The following is a 15,894-nucleotide window of genomic DNA, read 5'->3' on the forward strand; positions in this document are numbered from 1 at the left end:
GGGAGCCTAACCAGCGCGCGGGCGCCGGGGCCCGTGATTATCGGGCGGGGCAGGCCGCGTCGAGTTCGGCACGCGTGGGCGGATCGGCGCCCACCCGGGTGCAGTTGATCGCGGCGGCGGTGACGCAGCGGGTCAGCACCTCGGACAGCCGCTCCGAGGCGGCGGGCACGCCCGACGCGGCGACGCTGTCCAGCAAAGCCGCCTGGAAGGCGTCGCCCGCCCCGATGGTGTCGGCCACCGCCACCCTCGGCGCCGCCACGCGCACGACCGTGTCCCGGGTGATCGCCATCGCGCCCTCGGCGCCCAGGGTGACGACGGCCAGCCGCGGTCCTTCGGCGAGCAGGACCCGGGCCGCCTCGGCGGGGTCCAGGCGGGGGAAGAGCCAGCTCAGATCGACATCACTGGCCTTGACGACGTCGGTGACCCCGGCCAGCCGCAGGCACGCCTTGCGGTAGGCGAGCCGGTCCGGCTGCACCGCGGGGCGAACGTTGAGATCGGCGACCACGGTGCGCCCGGGGAGCGCGTGCAGGTCCCGGCACAGCTCCAGCACCCGGCTCGCCCCCGGCTCGATGACGGTGGCCAGCGAACCGGTGTGCAGCACCGAGGTGTCGGGCGGCACCGCCAGGTGCTCGGGATCCCAGGAGGCCAGGAAGTCGTACGAGGCGGAGCCCTCCCGGTCCACGTACGCCATCGCCAGCGTCGTCCGCCCGGCCGGGCTCGCGGCGCGGACGACGTCGATCCCGGTCGCTGCCAGGTGGTCCCGGACGAGCTCCCCGGGCGGGTCCTCGCCCCAGGTCGTGACCAGCGTGGTGGGCCGGCCGAGCCGCCGCAGACCGACCGCCACGTTGGCCGGGCTGCCGCCGGGCAGCGGGGTGACCCCGCGCTCCCCGGAACGCCACAGCAGGTCGACGAGGACCTCGCCGACCACGGTGACCCGGGAAGGGGAGGAGGACGACGCCGCCGACGAGGACGAGGACGAGGACGCCGACGAGGACGCGGTCGGGGACGGAGCACTCATCGGGACGGGTACGCCTCCAGTTCGGTGCGATCGGGCGGCATCCGGAGCGAGGCGCCGTCGCAGAAGGATAAGAGCGACGCCCCGGGGCCGCCTGCGCGGGGCCGGACCGCGCCGCTGTCGCGGCCCGATCCCTTCGGTGGAACCGATTGGAGAGATCCCACAGCGGTCCGTCCAGTCCACCGTGACGAAACTCACGTGGTGCCCGCGCACCTTGTAGGGATGTCACCACCAAGGTGATCAGGGCTTTGTGCCCGGCCGACGATGATCGGGACGCGGGGGCCGGGTTAACGTCGCGGTGACCGAACAGACCCTCACCCGCGGAGTACCGATGGCCACCGCAGTTCCCGCCGCTTCCGCCGTACGCACCCACCCGGTCCTCGCCGACCTGATCCCCGCGTCGCGGCTGCGGGACGCCACCCTCGTGCTGGGCGGCGCCGTACTCACCGGCCTGGCCGCGCAGTTGTCGGTGCCGGTGCCCGGCTCGCCGGTGCCGGTGACGGGGCAGACCTTCGCGGCGCTGCTGGTCGGCACCGCCCTCGGCGCCCGCCGCGGCCTGCTGGCGCTCGCGCTGTACGCGGTGGCCGGCGTCGCCGGGATGCCGTGGTTCGCGGACGGCTCGTCGGGCGCGGGCGCGCCCAGCTTCGGCTACATCCTGGGCATGGCGCTCGCCGCCGGCGTCGTGGGCGCCCTGGCCCGCCGCGGCGCGGACCGCAGCGTGTGGCGCACGGCCGGCACGATGGTGCTCGGCAGCGCCGTCGTCTACGCCGTCGGCGTGCCCTACCTCGCGCTGGCCGCGCACCTGTCGGCGTCCCAGGCCGTCTCCCTGGGCCTCACGCCCTACCTGATCGGCGACGCCCTCAAGGCCGCCCTGGCCATGGGCGCGCTGCCGGCTGCCTGGAAGCTCGTCGGCCGCCGCGGCTGACCGTACGGCCCGTGTGCGACGACTGAGGGGGCGGCCGCCGGCCGCCCCCTCAGTCGTGCCGTCGCGGCCGGTCAGTGCCGCGCCGACCGCGGCCGCCGGGTCAGCCACAGCCCCGCGCCGCCCGCGGCCAGCAGCAGGCCGCCGCCCAGGGCGAGGACGGTCGTGCGGTCGGGGGCGCCGGTGCTCGGAAGGGTGCCCGAGGCGCCCGGGCTCGGACGGGTGGACGAGTCGGGGCCGAAGGGCACGTTGTCGGTGCCCAGCAGCAGCGGGGTGTCGGGTGCGTTGGGTGTCGGCTTGGCGGTGCCGAAGGGCACGGGGCCCTGCTGCCACAGCAGCGTGCCGCCGTCGCCCGTGACGGGCAGGCAGATCTTGCCCTTGCCCTGCAGGTCGTAGGTCGCGGACACCGGGTAGCTGCGGCTCTTGCCCGCGGCCAGGGTGCCGACGTCGCAACTGAACCCGCTGTTGGACCCCTTGGGCAGTTCGCCCTTGGGGATCGGGTCGCAGCCCTTCACGCCGGTGACCTTCAGCGCGTCGAAACCGACGACCAGCAAGGTGAGTTCGGGGGACTTCTGCTTCCCCTTGTTGACGACCGTCGCGGTGATCGAGGTCTTCTCCGTCTTGTTGTCGACGGAGATCCGGGACGGCAGCTCGGTGCCCACCTTGACACCCGCGGGCACGCTCGGCCCCGGGGTGCCCCCCTGGCCGCTGCCGGGTACGGGATCGGCCCCGTACGCGGGCCCTGCGAACGCCAGGGCCAGCACGGCCGCCACCGCGGCCGTCTCCCGAACGTGAATTCGCCGATCGAAAAGGCGCATTGCTCTTCCCCCTTCTTGCCTCCGCATCAGCGGTATCTGAAGAGGTACCACAAGATTCGGGGCATCTATGCTGTGATGGTGGCAAGTTCATACTTCTGTCCCGGACCCGTCGTGAATGATGCGATACCGGACAGGAATTGAGGGGCAGGGGGAATTCCTCCCGCAGTGGGGAGTCCGGGCATGGTGGGAAACGCGAGCGGCGACGTGCGGGGCCGGCTGGTGGTGGGCCGCTACCGGCTGGCGGAGCCGATCGGCCAGGGTGGGATGGGGCGGGTGTGGCGGGCCGTCGACGAGGTGCTCGACCGCCAGGTCGCGGTCAAGGAGATGCGGCTGGACGACATGGCGGCCGAGGACGCCCGCGTCCGGCGCGAGCGGACCCTGCGCGAGGCGCGCGCCACCGCCCGCATCGACCACCCCAACGTGGTGCGCGTCTACGACGTCGTCCAGGAGGCGGACCGGCTCTGGATCGTCATGGAACTGGTCGACTGCCGGTCCCTGGAGCAGGTCCTGGTGCAGGACGGCCCGGTCGGCCGGGCCGAGGCGGTACGGATCGCGACCGGCCTGGCACGGGCGCTGCGCGAGGTCCACGCGGTCGGCGTGCTGCACCGCGACATCAAACCCGGCAACGTCCTGATCGACACCCGCGGGCGGGTGGTGCTCACCGACTTCGGGATCGCCGCGATCCAGGACTCCGCCGCGCTCACCATGGCCGGGATGCTCATCGGCTCCCCGGACTACATGGCCCCGGAGCGCATCGAGGGCCGGCAGCAGGGGCCCTCGTCCGACCTGTGGTCGCTGGGCGCCACCTTGTGCGCCGCGCTGGCCGGGCAGTCGCCCTTCGCCCGTCCCACCACCCTGGCCACGCTGCACGCCGTGCTGTACGAGGAGCCCCAACTGCCCTCGGAGGCGGGCCCGCTGCGCGAGACGCTGGCGGCGCTGCTGCGCAAGGACCCGGAGGAGCGGCCGACCCTGGACCTGCTCGAAGAGGCGCTGGCCGCCCTCGCCGACCCGCCGGGCGGGCGCACCGTCGTGACCCGGCAGGCACCGCCGCCCGCCGAGGAGGGATACGTCCCCACGCTCGCGGTGGGCGGGGCCGCACCGCTTCCGGCGCCGGAACCCGCGCCACCGGCCCCCGAGCCGGAGGACGCGGTCCCGCCCGGCTGGGAGGCCTACGCGGCCGCGCGGACCGGGCAGCCCACGCCTGAACCCGCGCCCGCACCCCCGCCAGTGCCGGACCCCGCGCCCGAAGCAGAAGCCGCGCCCGAAGCCGAAGCCGGCCCCGCGCCCGTACCCGCAGCCCTGCCCGCCCCGCCCTCCGCGCGCTCCCGGCTCCGCCGTGCCGCCCTGCTCGCCGGCGCGGGCCTGGTCGCCGCCGCCGTCGCCGCGACCGTGGTCGTGCTCACCGCGTCCCGCACCGGCCATCGCGAGGGCCCCGTCGTCGCCGGCACCAGCCGCCCCCCGGCGACCGCCTCGGCGTCGCCCGCCACACCACCCCCCACGGCGGCCCAGCCCCCCGGCCGCAACGAGACCGGTTTCGCCTGGCAGCCCCCGCACGGCTGGACCCGTACCGCCAAGAGCCCGTCCAACGTCCACTACCACGCCCCGGACGGACAGCAGGAGATCGCCGCCTCGTACGCACTCGCACGGGGCGGCGATCTCCTGAAGCAGTGGCAGGCCTTCGAGGCGGGCTCCCACGACGTGCCCGACTACCAGAAGATCCGGCTGCAGCGGACGACGTTCCGCGGCCGTCCGGCCGTCGTGTGGGAGTACTCCTTCACCCAGGCGGGCGCGCCGTGGAAGGCGCGGCAGCTCGGATTCGCCGAGGGAGGTAAGTCGTACCAGCTCAACATCTGGTACGCGGCGGCCGGCGAGCCCGCCGCGCTCTCCGTCTACGAGGCGGTGACCGCGTCCTTCCGGCCCCTGTAGAGCAGTTGGCGGACCACCGCCACGCCGATCACGCCCAGCGCCACCAGGACCGAGACGACCACCTGGTCGCGACCGCCGCCGTCGGTGCCGTCGGTGAGCATGTAGCCCAGCACGAACACGATCATCGCGATCGTCGCCCAGGTCAGGTACGGGAACAGCCACATCCGCACCCGCAGTCGCTCCGGTGCCTCGCGCAGGATGATCCTGCGCATGCGCAGCTGGGAGAAGCAGATCACCAGCCACACGAACAGCGCGATGGCGCCGGAGGCGTTGAGCAGGAAGAGGAAGACGGTGTCCGGGTACTTGTAGTTGAAGAAGACGGCGACGAAGCCGAAGACCACCGAGCCGAGGATCGCCGCCCGCGGGACGCCGCGCGCACTGGTGCGGCCGAACGCCTTGGGCGCGTCGCCGCGCCGGCCGAGGGAGAACGCCATGCGGGAGGCCGTGTAGAGGCCGGAGTTCAGGCAGGACAGCACGGCGGTCAGCACGATCACGTTCATGACCTGGCCGGCGTGCGGGATGCCGATGGTGTTCAGCGCCGCGACATAGGAGCCGTCCTTGGCGATCGCCGGGTCGTTCCACGGCAGCAGCGCGACGACGATGAGGATCGAGCCCAGGTAGAAGACGCCGATCCGCCAGATCACGCTGTTGGTGGCCTTGCTCACGGCGCGCTCGGGATCCGCCGACTCGCCGGCGGCCAGGGTGACGATCTCACTGCCCATGAAGGAGAAGACGACCAGCAGCACACCGGTGAGGATCTTGCCCGGTCCGTTCGGCAGGAACCCGCCGTGGTCGGTCAGATGGGCCAGTCCCACGGCGTCGTTGTGCGCGCCGGGGAGGACGCCGAAGACGGCGAGCGCGCCCAGCACGATGAAGCCGGCGATGGCGACGACCTTGATGCCGGCGAACCAGAACTCGAACTCGCCGTACGAGGCGACCGAGGCCAGATTGGTCGCGGTCAGCACCGTCATCACGATCAGCGCCCAGGCCCACTGCGGCACGGCGGGCACCCAGCCCTCCAGGATCCTGGCACCGGCGGTCGCCTCGACCGCCAGCACCACGACCCAGAAGAACCAGTACAGCCAGCCGATCGAGAAGCCGGCCCACCGGCCGAGCGCGCGGTCCGCGTAGGCGGAGAAGGAGCCCGAGGTCGGGTTGGCGGCGGCCATCTCGCCGAGCATGCGCATCACGAAGACGACCATGGTGCCGACGAGGGCGTAGGACACGAGGATGCCGGGGCCCGCGGCGGCGATGCCGGAGCCGGAGCCGACGAACAGGCCCGCGCCGATCACGCCGCCGATCGCGATCATCGACAGATGGCGGTTCTTGAGCCCGGCCTGCAGGCCGGAGCCGGACTCCGGCGCGGCCTCACGGGCCTTCGCGGGGGAATCGGCCACTGGTGTGGGGGGACGTGTACTCATGGGGTGGCATGAAACACCGCCGCGGCCGCTGCGGGAACCCTTGATTCCGTTTTGTTGTCTTACCCTCAAATCCATCTCAAGTTTCCCTCGCGGACACCGCACACGACCTGCACGACCCTCACTCGGAGCACCCGGGTCGGCACCCTCAGGGGCAGTCGTGCCACACTCGGGGCCATGCGCGTGTACCTCGGCTCCGACCATGCCGGCTTTGAACTGAAGAACCACCTCGTCGAGTGGCTCCAGGCCAACGGCCACGAGCCCGTCGACTGCGGACCGCACGTCTACGACGCCCAGGACGACTACCCGCCGTTCTGCCTGCGCGCCGCGGAGGGCGCCGCCGGCGACCCCGACGCCCTCGGCATCGTCATCGGCGGCTCCGGCAACGGCGAGGCCATCGCGGCCAACAAGGTCAAGGGCGTCCGCGCCGTGCTCGCCTGGAGCGAGGAGACCGCGACCCTGGGCCGCGAGCACAACAACGCCAATGTGATCAGTGTCGGCGCCCGCATGCACTCCCGCGAGGACGCGACCCGGTTCATCGAGGTCTTCCTGAGCACGCCGTACTCGGGCGCGGAGCGTCACGCCCGCCGCATCGCCATGCTCACCGCGTACGAGGCCACGGGCGAACTGCCTGCCGTCCCGGCCCACCCCCAGGAGAGCTGATCCGGGCATGCCCGAAGGGCATACGATCCACCGCCTCGCCGCGGACCACGAGGAGCGCTTCGGCGGCCGCGTGGTCCGGGCGAGCAGTCCGCAGGGCAAGTTCTCCGACGGCGCCGCACTCCTGGACGGCCAGGTGCTGGAGACCGCCGAGGCCCACGGCAAGCACCTCTTCCTCGGCTTCGGGCCGCTCGGCTGGGTCCATGTGCACCTGGGTCTGTACGGCAAGTGCGGCTTCGGCACCGGGCCGGGTGGCGCGCCCGTCGGCCAGGTCCGGCTCCGGCTGGCCACCGGCGACCACCACATGGACCTGCGCGGCCCCACGGCCTGCGAGCTGATCACCGGCGGGGAGAAGCAGGCGATACACGACCGCCTCGGCCCCGATCCGCTGCGTCCCGCGGACACCGGCGACCGCGCCTGGTCCCGCGTCGAGCGCAGCCGCACCAGCGTCGCCGCCCTGCTCATGGACCAGAAGGTCGTCGCGGGCGTCGGCAACGTCTACCGCGCCGAGGTCCTCTTCCGGCACGGCATCGACCCGTACACGGCGGGGCGCGACCTCGGTCCGGCGCGGTGGCGGGCGGTCTGGGACGACCTGGTGGCCCTCATGCGCGAGGGGGTGCGCAACAACCGGATCGACACCGTCCGGCCGGAGCACACCCCCGAGGCCATGGGCCGGCCGCCGCGCGTCGACGACCACGGCGGCGAGGTCTATGTCTACCGCCGCGCCGCCATGCCCTGCCTGGTCTGCGGCACCGAGGTCCGCACCGCCACCCTCGCGGCGCGGAACCTCTTCTGGTGCCCGGGCTGTCAGCCCGCCGCGGGAGGCCGGGGCTAGGACCGGCCTAGAAGCCGTGCGGCAGCCAGGGGGCGACATCGCCGCCGAAGGCGACCGCCGCCTCCTTCAGCGCTCCGCGGCGCAGTTCCCGGACCCGCCCGGCCCGCTCCAGCGCGGTGAGCGAGGTGCCGCCGAGGTAGGCCGCGCCGAGCTCCCGCGCCGACAGTGCGAGGTCCGCCGGGTCGGTCGTGCGCTCGCACGAGGCGCCCTTGGCGTCGCCGCAGAGCCGCCAACGGCCCTCGTTCCAGGGGCAGAAGGGGTCCGTGACCTCCAGCACGACGTCCACCGGCGCGGCATACGTACGGGCCGCGAGGGCGGCGCCCACCTCGACCGGGCGCAGCATCATGCCCTCCTTGAAACGCACGGCGCAGCGGCGCACGTCGGCCACCATGTGCAGGATCGCGTCGTCGGCCGGACGGTTGCGGGAGGTCACCCGGCACGTCAGGTCGATGCCGAACAGGTAGCGCCACAGCGCGCCTTGGGCGGCCGGGTCCAGCGCCTCCAGTTCGCGCAGCACGACCGTGCCGTCGGGTCCGTGGGCGTTCCAGGAGCTCTTGACCGCGTAGCGCACATAGCCGACCACCTCGCCGTCGCGCTCGGCGAGCACGCACTGCAGGTCCGACGCGCCGCCGCGGTGCGCCTCCGGGTCCAGCACCCCCTTGCGCTCCCAGCCGGGCCGCCGCTCCAGCATGCCCGGACGGCCCGGCACCAGCTGTGCGTAGACCGCCTCGCACGCCGGCACCGACGCCTCGAGGTCCGCGAAGCGCAGCCGCACGTCATCGGCGCCGTCCGGCACCGTCAGGCCCGCGCGCACGGTGTCGATGTCCACGCTCATCTGGTCGGTGGCCACCGCGTAGCCGAAGCGGCCGTAAATCGCCGGTTCCGAGGCGGTCAGCACCGCCAGCGGCTCGCCGAGCGCGCGCACCTCGTCCAGCTGCCGCCGCATCATCGCGGTCAGCATCCCCTGGCGCCGGTGCGTCGCGGCGACGCTCACCATCGTCACGCCGGCCGCGGGCACCGCCGCGCCGCCCGGCACCGCCAGCCGGAAGGAGAAGGCCCCCGCCGTGCCGACGATCTCGTCGCCGTCCCAGGCGGCCAGCGACCGCCCGGTCTCCGTGACGGAGCGGTCGAAGTCCCGCTCCTCCGCCGGCCAGGCCGCGCTGCCGAAGGCCCGCTCCAGCCTGCCGAACCACGTGTCCCACTGCCCGGGTTCCAGAACCCGCAAGTCCACCGTCATGTCCCCTGCCTACCAGCGGTCCCCCGTCCCGGCGAGCGATTTTCGCCGTCCGCCGTCCCGGTCCGGCGAACCGCCGGGGGGACCTGCGCTGCGGAGAACGGGTGACAGTGGATAGGGTCGCCGGGAACATGGCACAACGCCCGGTAGGAGACGGCTTGAGGGCCAGGTGGGGGAGGACGGTCCACCGGGCTCGCGTCGTCCTGCGCAAATCCGCGGTCGACTACTTCCGCGGCGACGCCGCCGACTGGCTGGCGCTGGTCGTCCTGCTGCTCTGCATCCCCGTGATCGCGTGGGGCACCGTGCTCGCCCCGCAGTGGTGCCCGCCCACCACGCTGGTGCTCCCCGTCCTCATCGGCGGTCTGCTGCTGCGGCCGTCGAGCCTGCTGCTGCTGTACGGCGGTTCGGCCGTGGCGCTGGTCGTGGAGTCCGCGGTGCTGGGCCCGTACCGGGAGGGTGTGGGCCGGGTCACCCCGGGGACCGTGCTGGTCGTGGCGGCGGTCGCCCTCGCGGGGCTGGTCGTCGCCCAGTTCCGTGCCCGGGTCGGCGTGCCCTGGATGCGCGGCGGCACCATGCTCTTCGACCTGCGCGAGCGCATCCGGGTGCAGAGCCGTATCCCGCGGCTGCCGGACGGCTGGCACGCGGAGATGGCGCTGCGCCCGGCCGGCGGCCAGTCGTTCTCCGGCGACTTCGTGGTGGCCACCCGCACCACCGGCGGGCGGATCCTGGAAGCCGTCCTCACCGACGTCTCCGGCAAGGGCATGGACGCCGGCTCACGCGCCCTGCTGCTGTCCGGCGCGTTCGGCGGGCTGCTGGGCTCGCTCCCGCCGCACGCCTTCCTCACCGCCGCCAACGGCTATCTGCTGCGGCAGAACTGGGACGAGGGCTTCGCCACCTCCGTCCACCTGGTGCTGGACCTGGAGACCGGCGACTACGAACTGCTCTCCGCGGGGCACCTGCCCGGTATGCAGCTCAGCGCCGGCACCGGCCGCTGGGAGGAGAAGGCGGCCGAGGGCCCGCTGCTGGGCGTCTACGACGGTGCCGAGTTCCACGGCGTCAAGGGCACGCTGCGCTCCGGCGACGTCCTGCTGCTGTTCACCGACGGCCTGGTGGAGGCCGCCGGCCGCGATCTCGCCGAGGGCATCGACCGGCTCATCGGCGAGGCCGACCGCTATGTCGCGCACGGCTTCCGGGGCTCGGCCTGGCAGCTGATCGAGGCGGTCGCCAAGGACGTCAACGACGACCGCGCCCTGCTCATCGTGTGCCGGGACTGACCGGCTCGGTACGGCGGAACGCCCAGGCCATCTCCGGCTGCACCGCGAAGCGGAACAGCCGCTGCACCGGCGGCGTGCACAGCACGGTGACCACGGCCGCCGCGATCACGGTGAGAGCCGCCTTGCCCGGCAGGGTGTTCACCCAGTGCTGGTCGTACAGGTTCCAGAACAGGACGCCCTTCACCAGGAAGCCGTGCAGCAGGTAGCCGTAGAGCGTCCCGGCGCCCAGTGCCGTGAACCACATGCGGCGGCGCGGCACCCAGGCGAAGAAGCACGCGGTCAGCAGGAGCGAGCATCCGAAGAGGCCGACGGTCGTCACGACGCCGGCCCACTGGGGGATGCCCAGCTCGCCCACGTCCGTCCGGTGGTAGAGCCACACCGACGTCGTGCGCGGCGCCGCCCAGTAGGTGACGGCCAGCGCGGCGGCGAAGACCGGCACCGTCAGGACGCGCATCCAGCGCCCGCGCATGATGTGGAACCACTCCGGCTTCGCGCACAGGCCCACCACGAAGAACGGCAGGAACTGCAGGACGCGCTGGAGGTCCAGGGTCTCGCCGATGCCGGCCGAGGACGTGGCGACCGCGGCGATCACCAGGGACACGGCGACGGGATAGCGCACGATCCGCCAGATCGGGGCGGTCATCCGCCAGATGAACAGGGCGACCAGGAACCAGGTCAGGTACCAGGGGTCGAAGATGCTGATCGGCGTCGAGGGGGTGTGGTCTCCCCAGCGCTTGAAGAGGGTGTACGCCGTCTCGAAGATCACGTACGGCACGACGACGCCGGTGATCAGACGCTTGAGCTGGTTCGGGCGGGCGTCGAAGTTCCGGGAGAAGTAGCCGGAGATGACGATGAACGCCGGCATGTGGAAGGCGTACACGAGCATGTACAGCGCCTCGGTGGGGCGGCTGCGGCCGGAGAGCGGCTCCCAGGCGTGGGCCATCGCGACCAGGACGATGGCGAGGTACTTGGCGTTGTCGAAGAACGCGTCGCGGGTGCCGGCGGAGCCGCCGCGACCGGACCCGGCCGCCTCGCGCGGACTGCCGGACGCCTCCTTCCGGGGCGCCGGCACGGGCGTCGCGGTCTGCGTCGCGCCCCCCGTCCGGGCCGGCTGGAGAGCGCCTTCAAATGTCTGCGGGGGCAGGGTGTTCGTCTGCGGGGGCGGGAACATTTGAGGCACCATAGCGAGTTGAACCCTGTCGAGTAAATTCGTGCTGGAATACGGATAACACCGCTGCTACCCCGGAGTTGGCATCCCACTCCCATGTCCTGTCCGTCCGGTTATGTACAGCCAAATAACGGTTGAACAGGACGAAGTGGCAACCGTCCGGCGTCCCTGGTGATCCTTTGCGCTCAACCGGGTGTGCACGGCAACGATTTGGTGGATATTCGGTTCGAACGCGTCACGCAATTGCCGGATTCGCCGCCGGAAAGCGATCGGGAAGTGATCTCCTGGTGATCGTCCGGCGAACGCGGTGTCCCGCGTCACAGGTGTGCGCCCCCGGCCGGCGGGGAAGGTGAGCCCTGCGGGGTCTCGGTGTCGGTGGCAGGTGGCACGATGGACGTCGCGGGGGCGCGGCGGCCGCGGCTCCCCCGGAACGATGAGGCGTCAGACCGAGGATGTGATCCCCTGTGGCCATCTCCCTGTCCGTGGTGCTCTTGTTGGCGATCATTATGGTCGTACTCATCAGGGGCAAATCGCTCAAAGTGGGACCGGCGATCATCGCCGCGCTGTTCGGCTTCTTCCTGGCTTCCACGGGCATGGCGCCCGCGATCAACAAGTTCCTCGACTCGCTGGCCGACACCATCAACCAGATCAACCTCTGATGGTGCGGGCCGTCCGGCGGGCGGCGGGCGGTGTTCGACGGGATGGGGTGCTGACCCGGGCTCAGACGGCCGCGGGTGTGCGCTCCTGAGCGGTCCCGACGATGCGCCGCAACGCTTCGGTGCGCCCCGCGGGGTCCGTCGCCGACAGCAGGGCGCTCAGCACGGCGATCCTGGCCTGCCCCGCGCGCAGCGTGCCGGCCAGTACGGCGCCGGCCGCCGCGAGGTCCACGGCGCCCCCGCCGGTGTACATCGGCGCCACCGGGCCCGCCGCGACCCGGGTGCTCACCGCGACCAGCACGCCCGCGTCCACCGCCCGGCGCACGGCCTCGGTGAACTCCGGGGTGGCGTTGCCGGCGCCGGTGCCCACCAGCACGATGCCCCTCGCGCCGGCCTGCAGCGCGGCGTCGAAGAGGACCGGGTCGGCGTCGACGTGATGCATCACCACATCGACGCGCGGCGCCGTCGCACCGGGGTCCGGCAGCGGCAGCGCGGCGGCCCGCGGAAGCGGCCTGCCCCACGCGATCTCGCCGAACTTCACCCGGCCCAGCGGCCGTCCCGACGGGTCGGCGAAGGCCCGCACATCCAGCGTGTGCGCCTTGACGGTGCCGCGGGCGGCGTGCACGAAGCCGCCGAAGGCGATGACCACGCCGACGTCCTGGGCGTTCGCGGCGGTCAGCAGGGCGTCGTACAGATTGCCCGCGGCGTCGCCGTCGGCGGAGTCCAGGGGCAGTTGCGCGCCGGTGAACACCACCGGGCGCCGGTCGTCGTGGTGGAGGTCGAGCAGGAAGGCCGACTCCTCCATGGTGTCGGTGCCGTGCGTGATCACGATGCCGTCCACGGCCGGGTCGGCCAGCACCTCGTGCACCGTGTGCAGCAACCGCATCTGGTGGGCGGTGGTCAGCCGGGAACTGTTCACCGTGAACAGGTCCCGGACGGTGACCTCGACGCCCTCGGGGACCGCGCCCGCCGCCAGCACCTCGCGGCCGGCGGCCTCGGCCGCGTAACCCACCCCCTGCCACCGGCTGGCGATCGTGCCGCCGGTGCCGATCACGACGATGTGCTTCACGTGTCCCTCGCTCGCGTGCGCGCCCAATCCTCCGCCGCAAGGATATGCGCAAGGATCCGGCACACGATTGCGAATCAGCCCGCGTAGACCGCGTGATCGTGGTAGAAGACGCCACTATGGACGCCATCGACAGAAGTATCTTGCGCGAACTCCAGGCGGATGGCCGGCTCACCAACCAGGAGCTCGCCGCCCGCGTCGGCCTGACCCCCTCGCCCTGTCTGCGCCGGGTGCGCCAGCTGGAGGAGGACGGCGTGATCCAGAGCTACCGCGCGGTGGTCGACCCGGGCGCCGTGGGCCGCGGCTTCGAGGTGTTCGCCTCCGTCGAGGTGCGCCGGGACCGTGAGTCCGTCGAGGCGTTCGAAGCGCAGGTGCGGGCCACGCCGGACATCGTGGAGGCGTACCGGCTGTACGGCGCGCCCGGCTGCCTGCTGCGCATCGCCGTGAAGGACAGCGACGCCTACGAGCGCTTCTGGACCGAGAGGCTGATCTCGCTGCCGGGGGTGAGCGAGGTCAACTCACAGATGATCATGAAGCGCATCAAGGAACCGCGGGGCGTGCCCGTCGGATAGCGGTGGCGCCGGCGTGCCCCGGCGACCGCGGGATCAGGTGACCGGGGGATCAGGTGAGAGGCCAGGCCGCCCGCTCAGCCGAGCGGGCTCCGCCCGGACTCCCCGGCGTCGCGTTCCTCCATGCCGGCCCCTTCGGCGGCCTCGGCGAAGACGGGCAGCGCCCGCACCAGGTCCGGGGGCAGGGCCAGGCCCTCCTCGGTGGACGGGTCGACCGCCAGCCACAGGTCGTCGGTCGGCCAGTTCGCGGCCAGGTCGGCGACGGGGATGCGCACCGCGGTCGCCGGGTCCCCGCCCGCCGCCACAAGCGTCTCCTCGGCGGTGAACACGGGGATGTACTGGGTGCCGTCCTGCTCGATCACCGGCAGCGAGATGGCCCCGTCGGGGCGCGGCTCCTCGCCGTCGGCCGGCGGCACCTGCGGCAGCAGCGCGGTCTTGCCCGCGAGCTCGGCAAGCACGGCCTCGGTCTGGGCCATCTCCGTCGCGGACGGCGCGTCCTCGGGCAGGGCGGCGTTCTCGCGCGATGTCGGGGCGTTCATGAAGTCTCCTCTTGCCGGGCGTTGCCTTCGGACGGTCCGGAACGGCGACCCTCCGTGTGCCGCCGCCTCGTCGGCGGGGTCCTGTCGTACTCACGGCGCCTGCCCGGGAGGCCGCCGCATAAGCGGCCCATCCCCAACAATGTGGACGGCTGGCGGCCCCGCCCGGGGCAACGCACGATGGTGGGGCTCCCGGAAGGTCTTCGAGTCCGTCCGCGAAAGGCGGGTGCCATGACCACCGACCCCTCCGCCCCGATGCCCGCGGGATTCCTCGGCGCCCTCTCCAAATCGGGCTGGCAGATCCTCCTCACCGCCGGAGTCGCCGCGATCGCCCTCGGCGTCTTCGTCCTGGCCTGGCCCGGCGAGACGCTGCTCGTGGTCGGAGTCCTCTTCGGTCTCTATCTGCTGATCAGCGGTGTCTTCCAGCTGGCCGGCGCCTTCGGCCCGCACGTGCCCGGCGGCATGCGGGTGCTGAACTTCGTCACCGGCGCGCTGAGCATCCTGCTCGGCCTGATCTGCTTCCGCGGGGCCGCGCAGTCCCTGCTGCTGCTCGCCCTCTGGATCGGGTTCGGCTGGCTGCTGCGCGGCATCATGATGATCGCCTCGGCGATCTCCACCGAGGGCCTGCCCGCCCGCGGCTGGCAGATCTTCTTCGGCGCCCTCACCCTCCTGGCGGGCATCGTCCTGATCGTCTCGCCCTTCGGCTCCCTCGCCGCCCTCACCCTGGTGTCCGGAGTGTGGCTGATCGTCCTCGGTGCCGCCGAGATCGTCCACGCCTTCCAGGTCCGCTCCGTGGCGGCCCACCACCCGCCCCGCCTCCCGGCGTCCCACCAGCCGGCCGGCTGAGCCCGCGGCGGCGAAAACCGCACCGCTGTCAGACCCGGTTCCTAGACTCGGCGCATGGTCACCGAAGCGGACACCAGGCTGCGCGACGGACGAACCCTTCACTACTACGACACGGGGCCGGGGGCAGGCGGCGACGGCCTCGCCGTCGTCTGGCTCCACGGCACGCCCAATGTGGGGACGCCGCCGGAGCCCCTCTTCGACGCCGCGGAGAAGCGCGGCATCCGCTGGTTCTCGTACGACCGCCCCGGGTACGGCGGCTCCACCCCGCACCCCGGCCGGGACATCGCGGCCGCCGCCGCGGACGTCGCCGCCGTCGCCGACGCCCTCGGGATCGGGCGCTTCGCCGTCCTCGGCCACTCCGGCGGAGGCCCGCACGCCCTCGCGTGCGCCGCGCTGCTCCCGGACCGCGTGGTCGCGACGGTCAGCGGCTCCGGACTCGCCCCGTACGACGCGGAGGGGCTCGACTGGTTCGCCGGCCTGTGCCCGACGAGCGTGGCCGAGCTGAGGGCGTCCGCCGCGGGCCGCGCCCCGCTGGAGGAGTACCTGGCCACCAGTGACTACGACCCGGAGATGTTCACCCCCGCCGATCACGCCGCACTGGCCGGCGAATGGGCCTGGCTCGCCTCGGTCGCCGGCCAGGCACTCGAGGGTGAACCCGACGGCATGATCGACGACGACCTCGCCTACGTCGCCCCCTGGGGCTTCGACCCGGCGGCGGTCGGTACGCCCGTCCTCCTCCTCCACGGCGGGCAGGACCGCATGGTCCCGGCCGGTCATGCCGCCTGGCTCGCCGGCCGCATGCCCAGCGCCGAGCTCCGGGTCCTCCCGGACGAGGGCCATGTCTCGGTCCTCACCACCGCCCCCGAGGTCCTCGACTGGCTCGTCGCCCAGACCTCCGGCAGGAGCCGCGCCCCGGGCGGGTGATCCCGCCGCGGCCCGTCCCGGCCGTTT

General features: G+C 72.9%; 16 protein-coding genes. 9 read left to right on the top strand and 7 right to left on the bottom strand.

The genetic code is table 11. The features are described 5' to 3' along the window. Positions 1–37: 37 nt before the first annotated feature. Positions 38–1,018, bottom strand: coding sequence for a carbohydrate kinase (locus ACFWVC_RS02615; protein WP_384274813.1), 981 nt, complete (start codon positions 1,016–1,018; stop codon positions 38–40). 328 nt (positions 1,019–1,346) lie between these two features. On the opposite strand from ACFWVC_RS02615, the gene ACFWVC_RS02620 reads away from it, so the two are divergent. Continuing rightward, entirely contained in the window at positions 1,347–1,940 is a 594-nt protein-coding gene (locus ACFWVC_RS02620; RefSeq protein ID WP_384274822.1) for a biotin transporter BioY, read from the top strand. Positions 1,941–2,011: 71 nt separating this feature from the next. On the opposite strand, the gene ACFWVC_RS02625 is transcribed toward ACFWVC_RS02620, so the two are convergent. Next, positions 2,012–2,710, bottom strand: a complete 699-nt coding sequence (locus ACFWVC_RS02625) for an LPXTG cell wall anchor domain-containing protein (protein WP_384274827.1) — start codon at positions 2,708–2,710, stop codon at positions 2,012–2,014. A 225-nt stretch (positions 2,711–2,935) separates the two neighbouring features. On the opposite strand from ACFWVC_RS02625, the gene ACFWVC_RS02630 reads away from it, so the two are divergent. Beyond that, positions 2,936–4,681 (top strand): protein kinase, encoded by a 1,746-nt coding sequence (locus tag ACFWVC_RS02630; RefSeq protein ID WP_384274832.1) that lies wholly within the window; start codon positions 2,936–2,938, stop codon positions 4,679–4,681. Here ACFWVC_RS02630 and ACFWVC_RS02635 read toward each other — a convergent pair. Continuing rightward, positions 4,645–6,102: an amino acid permease gene (locus ACFWVC_RS02635; RefSeq protein ID WP_384274838.1), complete on the bottom strand. Its 1,458-nt coding sequence runs from the start codon at positions 6,100–6,102 to the stop codon at positions 4,645–4,647. The genes ACFWVC_RS02630 and ACFWVC_RS02635 overlap by 37 nt on opposite strands. Before the next feature lie 174 nt (positions 6,103–6,276). Between ACFWVC_RS02635 and ACFWVC_RS02640 the strand changes: the two genes are divergently transcribed. Further along, entirely contained in the window at positions 6,277–6,762 is a 486-nt protein-coding gene (locus ACFWVC_RS02640) for a ribose-5-phosphate isomerase (protein ID WP_384274841.1), read from the top strand. A gap of 7 nt (positions 6,763–6,769) precedes the next feature. After that, on the top strand, positions 6,770–7,594 hold the full coding sequence (locus ACFWVC_RS02645) for an Fpg/Nei family DNA glycosylase (RefSeq protein ID WP_384274848.1): 825 nt from the start codon (positions 6,770–6,772) through the stop codon (positions 7,592–7,594). Positions 7,595–7,601: 7 nt separating this feature from the next. On the opposite strand, the gene ACFWVC_RS02650 is transcribed toward ACFWVC_RS02645, so the two are convergent. Further along, entirely contained in the window at positions 7,602–8,831 is a 1,230-nt protein-coding gene (locus ACFWVC_RS02650; RefSeq protein ID WP_384274852.1) for a GNAT family N-acetyltransferase, read from the bottom strand. Between the two features lie 128 nt (positions 8,832–8,959). On the opposite strand from ACFWVC_RS02650, the gene ACFWVC_RS02655 reads away from it, so the two are divergent. Beyond that, the gene (locus ACFWVC_RS02655) at positions 8,960–10,102 is read left to right on the top strand and encodes a PP2C family protein-serine/threonine phosphatase (RefSeq protein WP_384274859.1); all 1,143 of its coding nucleotides are present in this window, start codon (positions 8,960–8,962) and stop codon (positions 10,100–10,102) included. On the opposite strand, the gene ACFWVC_RS02660 is transcribed toward ACFWVC_RS02655, so the two are convergent. Continuing rightward, a complete protein-coding gene (locus tag ACFWVC_RS02660) occupies positions 10,083–11,273 on the bottom strand; it encodes an acyltransferase family protein (protein WP_384274862.1) in 1,191 nt (396 codons plus the stop codon). The genes ACFWVC_RS02655 and ACFWVC_RS02660 overlap by 20 nt on opposite strands. Positions 11,274–11,734: 461 nt before the next feature. Here ACFWVC_RS02660 and ACFWVC_RS02665 point away from each other — a divergent pair, with 461 nt between their 5' ends. Further along, the gene (locus ACFWVC_RS02665; RefSeq protein WP_384274868.1) at positions 11,735–11,929 is read left to right on the top strand and encodes a hypothetical protein; all 195 of its coding nucleotides are present in this window, start codon (positions 11,735–11,737) and stop codon (positions 11,927–11,929) included. Positions 11,930–11,990: 61 nt separating this feature from the next. Here ACFWVC_RS02665 and ACFWVC_RS02670 read toward each other — a convergent pair whose 3' ends face one another. Beyond that, positions 11,991–12,995: an asparaginase gene (locus ACFWVC_RS02670; protein ID WP_384274875.1), complete on the bottom strand. Its 1,005-nt coding sequence runs from the start codon at positions 12,993–12,995 to the stop codon at positions 11,991–11,993. 116 nt (positions 12,996–13,111) lie between these two features. On the opposite strand from ACFWVC_RS02670, the gene ACFWVC_RS02675 reads away from it, so the two are divergent. Continuing rightward, the gene (locus tag ACFWVC_RS02675; RefSeq protein ID WP_384274881.1) at positions 13,112–13,564 is read left to right on the top strand and encodes an Lrp/AsnC family transcriptional regulator; all 453 of its coding nucleotides are present in this window, start codon (positions 13,112–13,114) and stop codon (positions 13,562–13,564) included. A 74-nt stretch (positions 13,565–13,638) separates the two neighbouring features. On the opposite strand, the gene ACFWVC_RS02680 is transcribed toward ACFWVC_RS02675, so the two are convergent. Then, positions 13,639–14,100 carry an SseB family protein gene (locus ACFWVC_RS02680; RefSeq protein ID WP_384274887.1) on the bottom strand — a complete coding sequence of 154 codons (462 nt, stop codon included), beginning with the start codon at positions 14,098–14,100 and terminating at the stop codon, positions 13,639–13,641. 228 nt (positions 14,101–14,328) lie between these two features. Here ACFWVC_RS02680 and ACFWVC_RS02685 point away from each other — a divergent pair, with 228 nt between their 5' ends. After that, entirely contained in the window at positions 14,329–14,943 is a 615-nt protein-coding gene (locus tag ACFWVC_RS02685; RefSeq protein WP_384274893.1) for an HdeD family acid-resistance protein, read from the top strand. Between the two features lie 54 nt (positions 14,944–14,997). After that, on the top strand, positions 14,998–15,867 hold the full coding sequence (locus tag ACFWVC_RS02690; protein WP_384274898.1) for an alpha/beta fold hydrolase: 870 nt from the start codon (positions 14,998–15,000) through the stop codon (positions 15,865–15,867). Positions 15,868–15,894 lie beyond the last annotated feature (27 nt).

The sequence above is a fragment of the Streptomyces sp. NPDC058691 genome, assembly GCF_042714775.1.
In the GTDB taxonomy this organism is placed as follows: domain Bacteria; phylum Actinomycetota; class Actinomycetes; order Streptomycetales; family Streptomycetaceae; genus Actinacidiphila.